At 74.4% G+C, this 16,173-nt stretch carries 12 protein-coding genes; 4 read left to right on the top strand and 8 right to left on the bottom strand.

The features are described 5' to 3' along the window. Positions 1-876, bottom strand: a complete 876-nt coding sequence (locus Pta02_RS06285) for an enoyl-CoA hydratase-related protein (protein ID WP_203873729.1) — start codon at positions 874-876, stop codon at positions 1-3. Positions 877-1,038: 162 nt separating this feature from the next. Here Pta02_RS06285 and Pta02_RS06280 point away from each other — a divergent pair, with 162 nt between their 5' ends. Continuing rightward, positions 1,039-2,505, top strand: a complete 1,467-nt coding sequence (locus Pta02_RS06280) for an LCP family protein (RefSeq protein WP_203873728.1) — start codon at positions 1,039-1,041, stop codon at positions 2,503-2,505. A gap of 97 nt (positions 2,506-2,602) precedes the next feature. Here the strand turns inward: Pta02_RS06280 and Pta02_RS06275 are convergent, their stop codons facing one another. The 7 genes from Pta02_RS06275 to Pta02_RS06245 form a co-directional block, all read right to left on the bottom strand. Continuing rightward, complete coding sequence (locus Pta02_RS06275) at positions 2,603-3,610, bottom strand: enolase C-terminal domain-like protein (RefSeq protein WP_203873727.1); 1,008 nt, start codon at positions 3,608-3,610, stop codon at positions 2,603-2,605. A 108-nt stretch (positions 3,611-3,718) separates the two neighbouring features. Further along, positions 3,719-5,311, bottom strand: a complete 1,593-nt coding sequence (locus Pta02_RS06270) for an MFS transporter (RefSeq protein ID WP_239129731.1) — start codon at positions 5,309-5,311, stop codon at positions 3,719-3,721. A 143-nt stretch (positions 5,312-5,454) separates the two neighbouring features. Then, positions 5,455-6,624, bottom strand: a complete 1,170-nt coding sequence (locus Pta02_RS06265) for a VWA domain-containing protein (protein ID WP_203873725.1) — start codon at positions 6,622-6,624, stop codon at positions 5,455-5,457. Then, positions 6,624-9,275 carry a DUF5682 family protein gene (locus Pta02_RS06260; protein WP_203873724.1) on the bottom strand — a complete coding sequence of 884 codons (2,652 nt, stop codon included), beginning with the start codon at positions 9,273-9,275 and terminating at the stop codon, positions 6,624-6,626. Before Pta02_RS06260 ends, Pta02_RS06265 begins: the two co-directional genes overlap by 1 nt. A gap of 69 nt (positions 9,276-9,344) precedes the next feature. Then, positions 9,345-10,412 carry an ATP-binding protein gene (locus tag Pta02_RS06255; RefSeq protein WP_203873723.1) on the bottom strand — a complete coding sequence of 356 codons (1,068 nt, stop codon included), beginning with the start codon at positions 10,410-10,412 and terminating at the stop codon, positions 9,345-9,347. After that, complete coding sequence (locus Pta02_RS06250) at positions 10,409-11,902, bottom strand: DUF5691 domain-containing protein (protein WP_239129725.1); 1,494 nt, start codon at positions 11,900-11,902, stop codon at positions 10,409-10,411. The genes Pta02_RS06255 and Pta02_RS06250 overlap by 4 nt, the downstream gene beginning before the upstream one ends. After that, a complete protein-coding gene (locus Pta02_RS06245) occupies positions 11,899-13,425 on the bottom strand; it encodes an SWIM zinc finger family protein (protein ID WP_203873722.1) in 1,527 nt (508 codons plus the stop codon). Before Pta02_RS06245 ends, Pta02_RS06250 begins: the two co-directional genes overlap by 4 nt. A gap of 172 nt (positions 13,426-13,597) precedes the next feature. Here Pta02_RS06245 and Pta02_RS06240 point away from each other — a divergent pair, with 172 nt between their 5' ends. From Pta02_RS06240 to Pta02_RS06230, 3 genes are all read left to right on the top strand, one after another. Further along, entirely contained in the window at positions 13,598-14,029 is a 432-nt protein-coding gene (locus Pta02_RS06240) for a cupin domain-containing protein (RefSeq protein ID WP_203873721.1), read from the top strand. A gap of 131 nt (positions 14,030-14,160) precedes the next feature. Continuing rightward, positions 14,161-14,373, top strand: coding sequence for a hypothetical protein (locus Pta02_RS06235; RefSeq protein WP_203873720.1), 213 nt, complete (start codon positions 14,161-14,163; stop codon positions 14,371-14,373). Positions 14,374-14,539: 166 nt separating this feature from the next. Continuing rightward, the gene (locus tag Pta02_RS06230; RefSeq protein WP_203873719.1) at positions 14,540-16,075 is read left to right on the top strand and encodes an aldehyde dehydrogenase family protein; all 1,536 of its coding nucleotides are present in this window, start codon (positions 14,540-14,542) and stop codon (positions 16,073-16,075) included. Positions 16,076-16,173: the final 98 nt, after the last annotated feature.

Below are 16,173 nucleotides of genomic sequence, written 5' to 3'. Positions count from 1 at the left end.
CTATTCGTACGGGTTGTCCGGCCAGAAGGGAAGGGCTTCCGGCAGGTCCTGGCTGACCTTCATCGGGAAGTTCGCCTGACGCTTCTCCAGGAAGGCCGTGACCCCCTCCGCGGCGTCCGGGGCGGAGCCGAGGGCGTGCATGAGCTTGGAGTCGGCGCCGTGGGCCTCCCAGGGGGAGGCGGCCGACAGGCCCGACCACATGAGCCTGCGGATGGCGGCGACCGAGACCGCCGAGGTGTTGCCGGCGATCTCCCCGGCCAGGGCGTAGGCGGCCGGCAGCAGTTCCCCGGCGGGCAGGACCCTGGAGACCAGCCGGCCCTCGAGCGCCTCGGCGGCGGGGAAGACCCGTCCGGTCGCGGCCCACTCCATGGCCTGGGAGATGCCGACGATGCGGGGCAGGAACCAGCTGGAGGCGGCCTCGGTCACGATGCCGCGCCGGGCGAAGACGAAGCCGAACTTCGCCGTGTCGGAGGCGAGCCTGACGTCCATCGGCAGCGTCATGGTCACCCCGACGCCGACGGCCGGGCCGTTGATCGCGCCGATGACCGGCTTGAGGGAGCGGGCGATGCGGAGCGCGACCGTGCCGCCGCCGTCGCGGGGCGAGCCGTCGACGGTCTCCTGGCCGCCGAACATCTCCTCCGACCTGCGGTGGTTGAAGGTGTCGCCGCCGCCTCCGAGATCGGCCCCGGCGCAGAAGGCGCGGCCCCGGCCGGTGACGACCACCGCGCGGACCGCGTCGTCGGCGTCCGCGAGGTCGAAGGCCTCGATCAGCTCGCTGCGCATCACGAAGGTGAAGGCGTTGAGGCGTTCCGGCCGGTTGAGAGTGATGGTGGCGACACCGTCGGCCACGCCGTACTCGATCTCGGTGAAAGACATGACCGAATCTTATTCCACTAGCGGGCGGCGGAACTGATCAGGATGCCTTTCCATGCTGTTCACGCGGGCGTCGTCTTCATTCCAAATGATCGACCTACCATCTCACTCTGCGTGCGCCCAAGTGGGTATTAAGACTCGCAAGCTGGAGGAAACGGGGAGCAGGTGGGGGACTCATCAAATCCGCCCGGGGTCGGCGCGGTCATCGGGTGGACGGTCCTGTCGGCCGTCGCGCCCGGAGCGGCCCACCTGCGCGCGGGATGGCGGCGTACCGGGCTGGCGCTGCTGTCGATCTATACCGCAGCCCTGCTGGCCCTGCTGTGGGTCGTGCTCACCTCCGACCTCGGCGACCTCGCCGGGCAGCTGGTGGCCTCCTCCTGGTTGACGATCATCACCGTCGTCTCCTTCACCCTCGGCGTCGCGTGGTTCGCGCTGGTCGTGCACTCCTTCGCGGTGCTGAAGCCCGGCATGCTCCCCGCGACCGGGCAGGCGGCGGCCGGGACCGTCGCGGGCATGCTCGCCGTGACCGTGCTGCTGCCGTTCGGGCTGGTGGGCCAGTACGCCACCGTCTCCCAGACCGCGCTGGACGACGTCTTCACCGCGCCGGTCGTCCCGCTGCCCACCGGGGAGGGCGGGCAGGAGCAGGACCCGTGGGCCGGCCGGACCCGGGTGAACATCCTGCTGCTCGGCGGCGACGCCGACGACCACCGGCCCGGCGTGCGGACCGACAGCATCAACGTGGCCAGCATCGACGTCAAGACGGGCAACACCGTCCTGTTCAGCCTCCCCCGCAACCTGGAGAACGTGCGCTTCGTCCCGGGCAGCCCGATGGCCCGGCGCTTCCCCGACGGCTTCCGGCTGCCGGTGGGCCCGGGCGGCGGGCGCGACGACCTGCTGTTCGGCGTGTGGGAGTACGCCGACGCCCACCCGGAGATCTTCGGCGGCAGGCGGAACCAGGGGGCGCGCACCCTGATCGACACCGTCGGCTACACCCTCGGACTGAAGATCGACTGGTACGCGCTGGTCAACATGTGGGGCTTCGCCCGCCTCATCGACGCCATCGGCGGCGTGACGGTGACCGTGCCCGAGGACGTGGTCTTCGGCAAGTACGACGAGGGCGTGGTCAAGGCCGGCACCCGCAGGCTCGGCGGCGCCGACGCGATGTGGTTCGCCCGCTCGCGCACCAACAGCGACGACTACACCCGGATGGGCCGCCAGCGCTGCGTGCTGGGCGCCTTGCTCTCCCAGGCCGACCCCGCGACCGTGCTCTCCCGGTTCAACCGGGTCGCCCTGGCGACCAAGGAGCTGCTCAAGACCGACATCCCGCGCCCGATGCTGGAGCACCTGGTCCCGCTGGCCCTGAAGGTCAAGAGCGCCAAGGTGACCAGCGTGCAGTTCGTGCCGCCGCTGATCAACACCGGCTACCCCGACTGGATCAAGATCCGGAGCGTCACCGCCAAGGCCATCCGCGCCTCGGTCGCCACGCCCCCGCTGGTGGCCGCGACCGTCTCCCCCTCCGCCGAGCCGAGCGCCGCCCCCTCCGCGACGGCGACGACCCGGGCCGTGGTGAAGAGCGTGCCCAAGCCGTCCAGCACCCCCGTGGTGAAGGACATCGCCGAGGGCTGCGGCTGACCGGGGCTCGGGCCGCAGGCCGCCGCGGCGCTCGGACCCGGCGGGCCCGGCGCTCGGGTCCGGCAGGTCTGACGCTCGAATCCGGCGAGCCCGGCGCTCAGACCCGGTAGGCCTCCTTGGCCAGGCGGCGGACCCGGTTCTCGTCGATGCCGTGGCCGAGTCCCGGCTGGGTCAGCGGGACGGCCACGACGCCGCCGGTGGCGCCGACCGGAGGCGCGACGATCTGGGCGCTGCGCGGCGGTTCGGCCACGTCACACGGGAGGGTGCAGCCGGGCAGGCTGGCCGCGGCCACGGTGGCCGCCCTGGCCAGGCCGGTGCCCTGGCCGCCGGCGCAGGCGATCTCCCAGCCCGCCGCCACGGCGGCGTCGTGCGCCCGCCGTACGTCACGCAGGGAGCCCAGCGCGGCGGGGCGCAGCAGCAGGGCGCGGCCCGCGCCCGCGCTGATCGCCTCCTCCAGCTCCGCCGTCGAGGCCACCTCCAGCAGGACGGGCGCGGCGACGCGCTCCTGCAGGTCGGCGTGGTCGGCCAGGTTGCCGGTGAACGGGCGCTCGATGGCCGAGGGGGCGTAGGAGTCCAGCGCCTCCAGGGCCTCGACGTCGGTGTAGGCGCCGCGGGCGTCCAGGCCGATGCCCAGCGCCGGATAGGCGTGGCGTACGGCCCGCAGCGGCTCGACGTCCCAGCCCGGGTGCACGTCCATCGTGATGTGCGCGTATCCGGCGCAGATGTGCCGGTTGACCCGCGCGATCAGACTGTCCAGGTTGCGCTCGGCGCCGATCCTGACGGTGGCCATCAGCGAGGTGCGGTTGCCGCCCAGGGCGTGGGCCAGCGGGACGCCGCGCATCCGCGCCCACAGGTCCCAGCAGGCCATGTCCGCGGCCGAGCCGCCGGGGATCTCGCCCAGCTCGTCGGGATGCTCCCAGTCGACGCCGACCAGCGCCGGGGCGAGCCGTTCCTGCAGAGCCGACCACGTCTCGGGATCCGGGTCGACGACCTCGCCCCAGCCGGTCATGCCCCCGTAGTCGGTGAGCCTGACGAGGATGCTCTCGGGGCGCCTGCCGTACGGCAGGACCAGCCGGAACACCTCGAGCGCGCAGACACGCGGCATGAACTCCCCTTGATCTCGTCCGCCCCTGGAAAACGCGAATCCCGCCTTGGGCGGGACTCCCCCTCAACGCGAAGAAGGGACGCGTTCTTCCCATGGTGCCACGGACGGTCAGGGTGCGGTTCTCCGCGCGACGAGTGTCCCGGCCAGCGCCACCAGCGCCGTCGCCGCGAAGCACGCCAGGTAGACCGGGCCGGTGGCGCCCAGCCTCGCGACGATCGCTCCCCCGGCGGCGACGGTCATCACCGTGAAGACCGACTCCCCCACGCCCATCGAGGCGCTGTTCTCCCCCTGCCTGCCGGGCTCCGACAACTCCAGCACGAGCACCGACAGCGTCGGGTACACGATCCCGATGCCGAACCCCGCGACGGCCTCGCCGGCGAAGGCCAAAGCGACCGGGACGCCGGGGAACACGGTCAGGGCCATCATCAGCAGCCCCGCGGCGATCAGCAGCGGGCCGGAGGTGAGGATCACGGTCCGGTCGTACGGCCTGCGCCCGACGATCCAGGAGGCCAGCGACCAGGCCAGCGCGCCGCCGGTGAGGACCGCCCCGGCCTGGGTGAGCGACAGGCCGCGCTCGGCGTGCAGCATCAGCGGCAGGTACACCTCCCCGCCGAAGAACGCCCCGGCCACGATCCCGCGCAGAGTGATCACCGCGGGCAGGCCGCGCCCGCCGCGCAGGATGCCGGCCGGGAGCAGCCGGGGCAGCGACAGGGCCAGCAGGACCAGGCCGGCCCCGAGCACGGCGATCCCGATGCCCGGCGCCGTCCCGCCGGGCCCGGTCTCACCCGGGTGCGTCCCGCCGGACTGCGCGCCGTACTGCGTGAGCGCGGCTCCGGCGGCCGTGAGCACCGCCCAGCCGAGCCGCCTGGCGATCGGCGTGCGAGCGGCCGGGCCGGCGTGGTCGTCGGTTGCGGTACGGCCGCCGGCCCCGGCACGGTCGTTCGCCCCGGCACGGTCGTTCGCCTCGGTACGGCCGGTCACGGCGGGGAGCTCCCCCGTCCCGGAGCGCTCATGCGCGTCGGGGTGCCCGCTCATGTCGCGGTGCTCGCTCGTCTCGGGGTGCCCGCTCGTCTCGGGGTGCCCGCTCGTCTCGGGGTGCCCGCTCGCGGGGACCGAGGCGAGCCCGCGCCACAGCAGCAGGGCGGCGGGCGCCACGAGCAGCGGCACGCCCAGGAAGACCCAGCGCCAGCCGAGGCTCTCCACCACCAGGCCCGCGATCACCGGCCCGACCATGGAGGGCACCACCCAGCCCGCGGCGAAGACCGCGAAGACCCGGGGATGCAGGTTCGCCGGGTACACCCGGGAGACCAACACGTACATCGCGACCTGGAACATCCCCGCGCCGAAGCCCTGCACGAACCGCCCCAGGACGAACACATCCATACCGGGCGCGAAACCGCTGACCGCGAGCCCGGCCACGAAGGCCGCCACACCCGCCCAGAGCGGAGCGACCGGCCCGCGCAGGTCGCCCCAGCGCCCGCCGAGCACCGTGGCGATCACACCCGCGGCCATCGCCCCGCTGAAGGCCAGGGCGTACAGCCCCAGCCCGTCCAGCTCGCGTCCCACGACCGGCATCGCGGTCGCGACCGCCAGCGCCTCGAAGGCCACCAGCACGATCAGGGCGACCACGCCCACCGTCAGCGTGCGGTGGCGTCGCCCGAATATCCCCGCGGAGGGTTGTTCAAGAACCGTCGTCGTCATGATCGGACCGTATGAGCCGGACCCCGGACCGCACATCGGTCCGGTCGATCAGTCCTTGGACGTAGGACCTGCGACCATGCGCCCCCCACCGGCACGGGGTGGGGAGAGGGCCGGACGAGCACGTCCCCGAGCAGCAGACGGGCTCACCCCGCCGAGCGCTCCAGGTACCGCTCGGCCCACCGGCCGATGTCGCGGCGCTCGATCGCGGCGGCCATCAGGTCGGGGAAGGCGTCGGGAGTGCAGGCGAAGGCGGGGACCCCCATCGCCGCGAGCGCGGCGGCGTTGTCGTGGTCGTAGTAGGGCGCGCCCTCGTCCGACAGCGCCAGCAGCACGATCACCTGCACCCCGGAGGCGGTCATCTGGGCGACCCGGCGCAGCATCTCCTCCCGGACCCCGCCCTCGTACAGGTCGCTGATCAGGATGAAGATGGAGTCGTTGGGCCGGGTGATGAGCCCCTGGCTGTAGGCGATGGCCCGGTTGATGTCGGTGCCGCCGCCGAGCTGGGTGCCGAACAGCAGCTCGACCGGGTCGTGCAACTGGTCGGTGAGGTCGACGACCGCGGTGTCGAAGACCACCAGCGACGTCTTCAGCGAGCGCATCGAGGCCAGCACCGCGCCGAAGACGCTGGAGTAGACGACCGAGGCCGCCATCGAGCCGCTCTGGTCGATGCAGAGCACCACCTCACGCTGGACCGCGCGCCGGCGTCTGCCGTACCCGACCAGCCGTGAGGGGATCACCGTGTTCTTCTCGGGGAGATAGTTCTTGAGGTTGGCGCGGATCGTCCGGTCCCAGTCGATGTCGGCGACCCGCTTGGGGCGGTGGGTCCTGGCCGCGCGGTCCAGCGCGCCGCTCACCGCGGCCTTGGTCTTCTGGACCAGCCGCCGCTCCAGCTCCGAGATGACCTTGCGGACCAGTGCGCGGGCCGACTCGCGTGCCTTGTCGGGCATGACCCGGTTGAGCGACAGGAGCGTGCCGACCATGTGGACGTCCGGCTCGACCGCCTCCAGCATCTCCGGCTCCAGCATCAGCCGGGTCAGGTTCAGCCGCTCGACGGCGTCCTTCTGCATCACCTGGACCACGGTCGAGGGGAAGTAGGACCTGATGTCGCCCAGCCAGCGCGCGACCCGCGGCGCGGACGCGCCGAGCCCGGCGCCGCGCTCGGCGGATCCGCCCGGCCCTCCGGAGCCGCCGCTGTTGTAGAGCGCGGCCAGAGCACCGTCCATCTGGGCGTCGGTGCCGCTCAGCGCGCATCCGGTGCCGTCGGCGTCCCCGCCGAGCACCAGCCGCCAGCGGCGCAGCCGCTCCTCGTCCATCACGCCCTCCCCAGGATGGCCAGCACGGTCCGCACGGCCGCCGCCGCGCGCTCCTCGTCGATCTCCTCCGCCTCGCCGGCTCCGGGTCCCTCCCCGGTGGCCAGCGAGCGGACCCGCTCGCCGATCGAGCGGCGCTCCGGCGCGGCGAAGGCTCCGAAGCTCCGCCGCAGCAGGGGCAGCACGTCCACGAAGGCCTCCGGGGACAGACCGGTCAGCCACCCGTCGACCAGCCCGAGCAGCCGGGCGTCGTGCACGAGCAGCAGCCCGCCTCCGGAGACGAACCCCTCGACCCAGGCAGCGACCCTGGCGGGCGGATGCCCCGCCGACATCGCCCGCGACATCCGCCGCCCGGCCTGTCCGGCGTCGAGGTCTCCGGCGTCCAGCAGGATCCTGACGAGCCGTCCCTCGATCAGCCCGTGCAGATCACGCCGCCCGGACACCGCGCGCAGCGCCCCCAGCCACCGCTCCCTGGGCCGATCCCGCACCGGATCGTCACCCCGCCCGGCCGGTGACCCGCCGGACGGCCCTGACGGCCCGTCACCGGCAGCGAGCCCCGCCGCACCCGGCTCAGCGGGTGACCCGCCGGAGGGTTCGGGCGGCCCGTCGCCGACGGTGGATCCCGGTCCGCCCGGCCGGGCGGCGGAACCCGGCGACCGCCGTACGTCCGCCTCGGCGCCGGCGTCGAGCAGGCCGACGGCGGTGTGCACCGCGTCGACGTGACCGAGCAGTTCGCGGGCGGCGTCGTCGTCCAGTGCGGTGACCGCCCCGCCCAGGCCGACGCAGATCCGGGTGAGCATGGCCTCGACGATCACGTCCAGGCCGGCGGCGGACGTCCCGCGCACGTCGCCGTAGCGCTGAGCGCGGACCATCGCCGGCAGCGCCGCCATCAGGTGCGTCACGTCGCCGTCCAGCGCCGCCCGTTCGGACAGGGCGTCCAGCACGTCCGGCAGCGCGTCCTGCAGGTCGGCGAGCAGGCATCTCTCCACCAGCCCGGTGAGGTCGGCGAGCGAGACCCCGCCGCCCGGAACACCCGACCGGCCCGGACCGCCGGGAGCGCCTGACCCGCCCGGAACACCCGGCCGGCCCGGGCCGCCTGACCCACCGGGAACGCCCGGACCACCGCTGCCGGAACCACCCGGGCCGCTCCCGCCGTGTCCCGTTCCCCCCTTGGCGAGGTCGCGGACGCGGGCGGTGGCCGCGGCGGGCACGGTGGTGCCCCAGGCGCTCGCCTCGATCAGGTCGAGGTCGAACTCGGGACGCCAGGCGATCATCCAGGACTCGCGGAAGGTGCCCTTGCCCCTGCTCTCCCTGGGGGTGCCCCAGCCCACGCCGAGCAGGCGCAGGCGGTGCAGCAGCCTGCTGCGGTCGAGGTCGAGGGGCTTGCGCAGGTCGAGGTCGATCTCCCGGTCGAGCGCCTCCGCCTTGAGCTTGAGCCTGCGCTGCTCCTCGCGCAGGTGGCGCTGGAGGGGGACCATCGGGGTCGTGTCGGGGACGTGGCCGAGCCGCTCGCCCACGACCATCCGCCGCTGGACCAGCTCCACCGGCAGGTCGTCGCCCTCGCACAGGACGGCCCTGACCGCCTCGGTGACCTCCGCCAGCCCGGCCAGCGGGCGTCCCCGCAGCACCGCCAGGGACCGCGCCAGCCGTACCGCCTCGATGACGTGCGCGGAGGAGACCGGCAGATCCTCCGCGCGCAGCAGCCCGGCGGCCTCGGTCAGCCACCGCTCCACCGGCCGGTCGGGGGAGGCGAACAGGTGGTGGTACCAGCCCGGGGAGGTCACGCCCGCGCCGTATCCGCTCCAGGCGGCCAGCCGCCCGTAGGTCCACGGCACCCAGGTCATCTCCACCTTGGCCTTCGGCAGGCCGCGCAGCAGCGCGTCGTCCGCCTTCGCCGTCGGCAACCCGGCGCCCCAGGCCCGCCCGCCGTCCCGGCCCGTCAGGGCGGGGACGTGCCAGGCTCCGCAGACCACGGCGACCCGCTCGAACCCGTCCTTGACCGCCTTGCGGATCGTGCGGCGCATGAAGGCCTCGCGGCGCGCCTCGTGCTCGTCGGGGACGTATCCCTCGCGGACCGCGGCCATCGCCTCGGCGATCACCTGGAACGGCGTGTCGCCGCGGTGCTCGACCGCGTCCTCCCACCACCGCTCGGGATCGTCGTATCCGGCGGCGCGGGCCAGCTCGCCGATCGGGTCGATCCGTACGGCCCGCTCCCGGTCGTCCGCCTCTCCTGCGGATTCCTCCCGCCCGCCCGCTCCCGGCTCCCCGGCCGGATCCGTCTCCGCGGCGGGATCCGGCGCCCCGGCCTCGTCAGGGGTCTGCCGCCCCCGCTCCGCAAGAGCGAGGCTGTGCACGGCGGGCAGGTCGCAGAAGCGCACCGGCACGCCCTCCCCCACCGCGTGGCGGATCGCCTGCCACTCGGGGGAGAAGACGGCGAACGGCCAGAACGCGGCCTTGGCCGGCTCGCCCGGCACGTGTGCCAGCAGCGCCACCGGCGGCTCCAGGTCGGGCTCCGCCGCCAGGCCGACGAGCCCGTCGGCCTCGGGCGGTCCCTCGATGAGCACGATGTCGGGCTTGAGGCGCTCCAGCTCCTCGCGCAGGGAACGCGCGGAGCCCGGCCCGTGGTGCCGGACGCCGAGAACGGATACGTTCACCGCCCGCCTCCTGTCATGTCTCCGTGAGCCCTCCACCGCCCGCCGCGTCGCCGATCTCCCGCGGCGGGCTCAGTCGGCGTCACGGCACGCCCGGTAGAAGTCGCGCCAGTCCCGGCGCTCGCGGACGACGGTCTCGAGGTATTCGCGCCACACGACGCGGTCGGAGACCGGGTCCTGGACCACGGCGCCGACGATCCCCGCGGCCACGTCGGAGGGGCGCAGCACGCCGTCGCCGAAGTGGGCCGCCAGGGCCACGCCGCTGGTGATGACCGAGATGGCCTCGGCGGTGCTGAGGGTGCCGCTGGGCGACTTGACCTTGGTACGGCCGTCCTCGGTGACGCCGGCCCGCAGCTCGCGGAAGACCGTCACGACCCGGCGGATCTCCTCCAGCGCGGTCGGGATCTCGGGCAGTTCCAGGGAGCGGCCGAGCTGCTCCACCCGGCGGGAGACGATGTCCATCTCCTCCTCGGCGGTGGCCGGGACCGGGAGCACGACGGTGTTGAACCTGCGGCGCAGCGCGCTGGACAGCTCGTTGACGCCCCGGTCGCGGTCGTTGGCGGTGGCGATGACGTTGAACCCGCGCGCCGCCTGGACCTCCTCGTTCAGCTCGGGGATCGGCAGCGTCTTCTCCGACAGCACGGTGATGAGGGCGTCCTGGACGTCGGAGGGCATGCGGGTCAGCTCCTCGACCCGGGCGATGCGGCCCTCGGCCATAGCGCGCATCACCGGGCTCGGGGTGAGCGCCTGCCGGGAGGGGCCTTCGGCCAGCAGCCTCGCGTAGTTCCAGCCGTAGCGCACGGCCTCCTCGGCGGTGCCGGCCGTACCCTGCACCAGCAGGGTGGAGTCGCCGCTGATGGCGGCGGCCAGGTGCTCCGAGAGCCAGGTCTTGGCGGTGCCGGGCACGCCGAGCAGCAGCAGCGCCCGGTCGGTGGCCAGGGTCGCCACGGCCACCTCGACGATGCGGCGGGGACCGATGTACTTGGGGGTGATCCGCTCTCCGTCGCCCAGGATGTAGGCGGTCACCGCCCACGGCGAGAGCTTCCAGCCCGGCGGCCTGGTCCGGTCGTCGTCCTTGGAGAGGATCTCCAGCTCTTCGGCGTACTGGTCCTCGGCGTGCGGGCGCAGCACCGTCGTCATCGAAGCTCCTTAAGCATGTCGTCACGGAAACGCAGGAGGGCGGCGACCTCCTGGACGGGCGGTTCGGGCGACAGCCGTTCCGCCAGGCCGTACAGGGCCGGGTCGACGCGTTCGCCGGCCAGCCGGCTCAGCTCGCCGAGGTTCCAGGGCTGGGTGCCGGACAGCTCGACGATCTTCTGGAGCACGGCCTTGGACAGCTCGGGCCCCCACGGGGCCGCGGCCCCGCCGAGGACCATGATGAGCTGGCCGTCCAAACCGTGGGAGCGGACGAACCGGGCGGCCACGGCGCCCTGCTCCTCGCGGGGCAGTACGGCCAGCAGGTCGGCCAGGGGGTCCCAGTCGAACAGCTCCCGCGCCCAGACGGGATCGCCCTGGAGCACGGCCGCCCGCACCCAGCCGGCCATGACCTCCCGGCCCCAGTCGACGACCTCCATGCGGACGAGCTCGCCGGGCGGGCGGCCCAGCAGGTCGCTCCAGACGCCGAGCGGCGTGCGGGCCACGAGCTGCTGCAGCCACCAGCTCCGCTCGCCGGTGCCGTGCGGCGGCTTGGCGCGCACGCCGTCGCGCTCCATCTCGGCGTCGCACTCGAAGGGCGGATCGACGTGGATCTTCCCGTCGGCGACGGCGAAGCGCCGGGAGACGCGCTCGGCCATGCGCCGGGCCAGCCGCGAGCCGGGCAGGCGGGTGAGCAGGTCGGCGGCCTGGTGCCTGACCTCGCGGCGGCGGTCGTCGAGCGCGGCCTCCAGGAACGGCTCGTCGCCGGGGGAGAGCCTCTCGGCGAGGAGCTCCAGGAACGCGGCCCGGTCACCGGGCGACTCCTGCTCCCAGGTGGCCGCGAGCAGCTCGCGGGCGGCCGCGGGGTCGGCGGCCCGCAGCGTGCTCAGGTGGACGCGGCGGTCGCCGGAGGTGCCCAGTTCCCACACCTCCGGGCTCGGACCGGCCGCGGTGGCCTCCTCCAGCAGGAAGCTCCACGCGGGGTTGAGCCCGGCCAGCCAGCGGCCCCGGTGTCCGGCCAGGACGCCCAGGTGGGGCCGGATCGAGCGGTCGCGGGCGGCGTGGTCGAGAAGCTCGGGCAGCAGGTGCGGCGCGAGCCGGTGCCCGCGACCGGCGGCGGTCTCCAGCCACTCGGCCAGCAGCCTCGGCCGTTCCCCGCCGAGGATGCGGGCCAGCCGGTCGGCGGCGGCCCGTGACACGGCCGGCCGGTCCTCCGCCGGGGCGGCCTCCAGCGCCTCGCCCGCGCGCAGCCGCTGCCCGGCCCGGGCCCGGACGGTGCGCACGGCGGCCCGCTCCAGCAGTTCGGTCGCGGGATCGGCCGCATGGCCGGCGACGTGGGAGGCCGCCGCGGGGCCGCCGGTGCGAGCGGCAGCCGTCCGGCCGGCGGTGCCGGGCGGGTCCGGCAGCGGCCTGCGGTCGGTGCCGACGAGCGCGGTGGACACCAGGTCCTCCCACGCGGTCATGGCCGCCGCGGCGGAGTTCGTCGGGGTGTTCACAGCACCACCACCCGGCCTTCCTCGTCCCAGGTCGACAGGGGCCGCAGGCCCCGGGGGGTCCATTCGGCGGCGACCGTCAGCGGGTGCCCGCCGGAGACGGCGGCCAGCCGCCAGGGGGTGCCCGCCGAGGGGTGCAGCGGGAGCCCCCCGGAGGAGTCGCCGAGCATCCACGAACCGTTCCTCATCGGGACCACCCCGTCGAGGACGATCGGCCAGGAGTCCGTCCACGGGTCTCCGGCCAGGGCGTCGGCCACCTCCCGCAGCGCCTGTTCCGGGGTGGAACCGGGCGGGACGGCCGTGTCCGGCCCGGGCGCCCGCTCCGCGGCGTCGTCGTGCCGGGCCGGATCGGAGGCGGCGTCCGGGGAGGCCGCGGACGGGACGGCGCCGTGGCGGGCCGCCACGACGGCGCGCAGCGGGGAGGAGCCGGGGCGGGCCGCCACGACGGCGCGCAGCGGGGAGGAGCCGGGGTAGAAGGCGAGGTCGGCCTCGACGACGGTGCCGGTGACGAGCGAGGCGTCGAGGGCGTGGCCGACGGGGGCGAAGGACAGCACCAGGGCGGCCCGGCCGGTCTTCCTGCCGCGCAGCCACACCCGCCGCGTGATCAGCCGGTCCTGCTCGTGGTCCCGCCGGCCCAGCACGTGCCACAGGTCGCGGACCTTCTCCCCCGCCAGCACCTCCTCCTTGGTGACCGGGAACCCGACGCGGGAGCGCACGGTCTGCCGGAGTCCCGCCCCGGCCGGGCCCTCGGTGGCGGGGGCGCCCTCGGGCAGGCGGCGGTAGGCGACGAGCAGCAGGTGCAGGAGGGAGTATTCGGCCAGCAGGCGGGCGGGCCAGTCCTCGGTGGACAGGACCGAGCCGAGCCGGGAGACGGTGCCCGCGACGCCGGGCGCCTGGGCGTCGACCAGGCGTTTGACCAGCTCGTCCCAGTGGTCGTGGCGCCGCGATCCGGCGATGCCCTGCCGTATCTGGTCGGCCAGCCAGCGCTCCAGCTCCGACAGGCCGGCCGCGACCCGCTGCTCGCGCCGCCCGGCGCGCCGGGGGTCGGAGCTCTGACCGGGACCCGCGCCCGGCGCGCCGGACGCCTGGCCGGGATCGGCGCCGGATGCGCCGGGGTCCCGGCCCGCGCCGGCGCCGCCGGCCGGCGTCGTGCCGGGCTCGGCCGTACGGGCGGAGGAGGCGGCCTTCTCGGCGCGGGCGCGGCGCTGGGCGAGCCACTCGCCCACCCAGTCGGCCGGCTCGTCGGCCGGCGGCACGCCGTCGGCCGACCACAGCAGCAACAGGCCCAGGGCGTGCTTGCAGGGGAACTTCCGGCTCGGGCAGGTGCACCGGTAGGCGGGCTCCGACAGGTCCACGCACGCCCGGTACGGCGTGGAGCCGCTGCCCTTGCACTCACCCCACACCGCCTCCGCGGTGACGCCGGTGCCCGACCACTTGGCGGGCGAGGACACCCCGTGGGCCGCTTTCTGGGAGGAGGCGTCGGGCGCGAGCGCCAGCACCTGGTCCCGGTTCCACCGTTCGATCACGCCCGAACGCTAGCCAACCTCGCCGACAAATTCGGCCGGCCTCCATACGATGTCCGCCATCGCCGGTAAAAAGCACGTATGGGTGTCCCGCCCTCTCGCCTCCGGCCGCGACATGATCCGGCGTCGCCTCCGGGGAACCCGCTCGCCGGGCGCGAAGCCTAGGATCGGTGCGGTGACGACTTCTCCGCGCCCGCCGCTCGCCGAGCTCCTGGACCTGCAGCCGCACCCCGAGGGGGGCTGGTTCCGGGAGACCTGGCGGACCTCCCACTCCCTCACCCCGGACGGGTACGGCGGGGCGCGCGCGAGCGCCACCGGCATCTACTTCCTGCTGGGGCCGGGCGAGGAGTCCCGCCCGCACGTGGTCCGCTCAGACGAGGTGTGGCTCTGGCACCGGGGCGGCCCGCTGACCCTGATCCTCGGCGGCCACGAGGGCCGGCCGGCCGTCACGCTCACCCTCGGCCCGCTGGTGGAGGAGGGCCAGGTCCCCCAGGCCCTCGTCCCGGCCGGCACCTGGCAGGCGGCCCGCCCCGCCGGGACCGAGGCGGTGCTGGTGAGCTGCGTCGTCTCCCCCGGCTTCGACTTCGCCGACTTCCGCATGATCTGAGGGGGGAGCCTCCGACCCCCGACCCGTCCGGTTCGCCGGCGCGGCCACGGCGTGGACGGTTCGGGGGGACGCCCTCCGGGCGGCCCGGGACCGGTACCGCTCTCCGGTGCGGTCCCGCAGAGTCCCCGATCATGACGGGAACCGCGTGTCTCACCGCGGCCGGCAGGCCGGCCTTCGTGGTCGACGTGGTGTTCCGGGGGCCGGTGCCGCCCGATGCCCGGCCCTTCGCCGCCTCGCCGCAGGAGGTGGCCGGGCCGGTCCGGCTCACCGTCGCCGAAGCGGAGACGGACCCGCGCTGCCCGCCGTGGGTGCCGGACAGCCTCCGGCGCGCGGCGTCGATCTGAACGCCGGTCCGTACGTCAGTCCGCATACCGATCCGAACGCCGGTCCGCACGCCGATCCGGGCACGGCCCGGCCGGAGCGGATGCGGGAGTCCCGGAGCGGCGGATGTGACGGCTCGCCGACGCACGGAGACAATGCGGTTACACGCCCTATCCAAGGAGGTCAAAGGTGACCCTCGACATCGTCTCCCTCATCGGCGGGAAGGAAGCGTCCGGCGGCGCGGTCTACGACTCGATCAACCCCTCCAGCGTGGACGAGGTCGTCGCGCGCGTGCGGCTCGCCGACGCGGAGACCTTCTCCTCCGCCTGCCGTACGGCCGCCGCCGCGCAACGGGACTGGGCGCAGGTCCCCGCCCCGGTGCGGGGCCGGGTGATCGCCTCGATCGGGCGGCTGGTGGAGGCCAACGCCGAGGCGCTGGCCCGCCTGGTCACCCGGGAGATCGGCAAGCCGTACGCCGAGGCCCTGGGCGAGGTCCGCGAGATCGTCGACACGTGCGACTTCTTCCTCGGCGAGGGACGCAGGCTGTACGGGCAGACGGTACCCAGTGAGATGCCGGACAAGAGCCTGTTCACCTTCCGGGTGCCGGTCGGGGTCGCGGCGGTGATCACCGCGGGGAACTTCCCGGTCGCGGTGCCGTCGTGGTACCTCGTCCCGGCGCTGCTGTGCGGCAACGCGGTGGTGTGGAAGCCCGCCGAGTACGCCGCCGCCTCCGCGCACGCGCTCTACCGGCTGTTCGCGGCGGCCGGGCTGCCCGAGGGCGTGCTCAGCCTGGTGCTCGCCGACGGCGAGGCGACCCATGCCGGGCTGGAGGCGGCGCTGGGCGAGGGCACGGTGCACAAGGTCGGCTTCACCGGCTCCAGCGCGGTCGGCAGGAAGATCGGCGAGCTGTGCGGGCGGCACCTGCAGTCCCCCTGCCTGGAGCTCGGCGGCAAGAACCCGATGGTGGTCATGCCGGACGCCGATCTGGACCTGGCGGTGGAGGGCGCGCTGTTCGCCGGGTTCGGCACGGCCGGTCAGCGCTGCACCTCGCTCGGCACGGTGATCGTGCACGAGAGCGTCCACGACGAGTTCGTCGCCCGCTACACGCGCGCGGTGGCCGGTGCGACGATCGGCGACCCGGCCGGCGAGGTGCTGTGCGGGCCGCTGCTGGACCACAAGTTCGCCGAGCGCTACGAGGAGTACCTCGGCTGGATCGAGCCGCACCACACGGTCGTGTCCGGGCCCACCGGGCGGATCACGGCGGACAACCCCCGCAGCGGGTTCGACGGCGCGGGCGGCCTGTACTACCACCCGGTGGTCGTGGACGGCGTGCGCGCGGGCGACCGGCTGTTCATGGAGGAGACCTTCGGGCCGATCGTGGGCGTGACCGCGTTCGGCACGCTGGAGGAGGCGATCGAGCTGGCCGACCTGCCCGGGTACGGCCTGTCGTCCTCGATCTACACCACCGACCCCAAGGCCGCCTTCCGCTTCCGGGCGGGCGTCGGCGCGGGCATGGTCAGCGTCAACAACTCCACCTCGGGGGCCGAGGCGCACCTGCCCTTCGGCGGGAACGGCAAGTCGGGCAACGGCAGCCGCCAGTCGGGGATGTGGGTGCTCGACCAGTTCACCCGCTGGCAGGCGATGAACTGGGACTACTCCGGCCGCCTGCAGAAGGCCCAGATGGACGTGGCCGAGATCGTCCCCGACCTGGCGTACCGAATCTGATCTTTGCCGTTCGCCGGGGTTGCCCTCACCATGATCGCGGCATTTCCATGAGGGGGCGACCCCGCCCGCGAGGGGCCGCGTGCTGCGGCGCGACCCCT

The organism is Paraplanobispora takensis, assembly GCF_016863195.1.
GTDB lineage: Bacteria > Actinomycetota > Actinomycetes > Streptosporangiales > Streptosporangiaceae > Planobispora > Planobispora takensis.
This window is presented reverse-complemented; position numbering and strand designations above follow the sequence as displayed.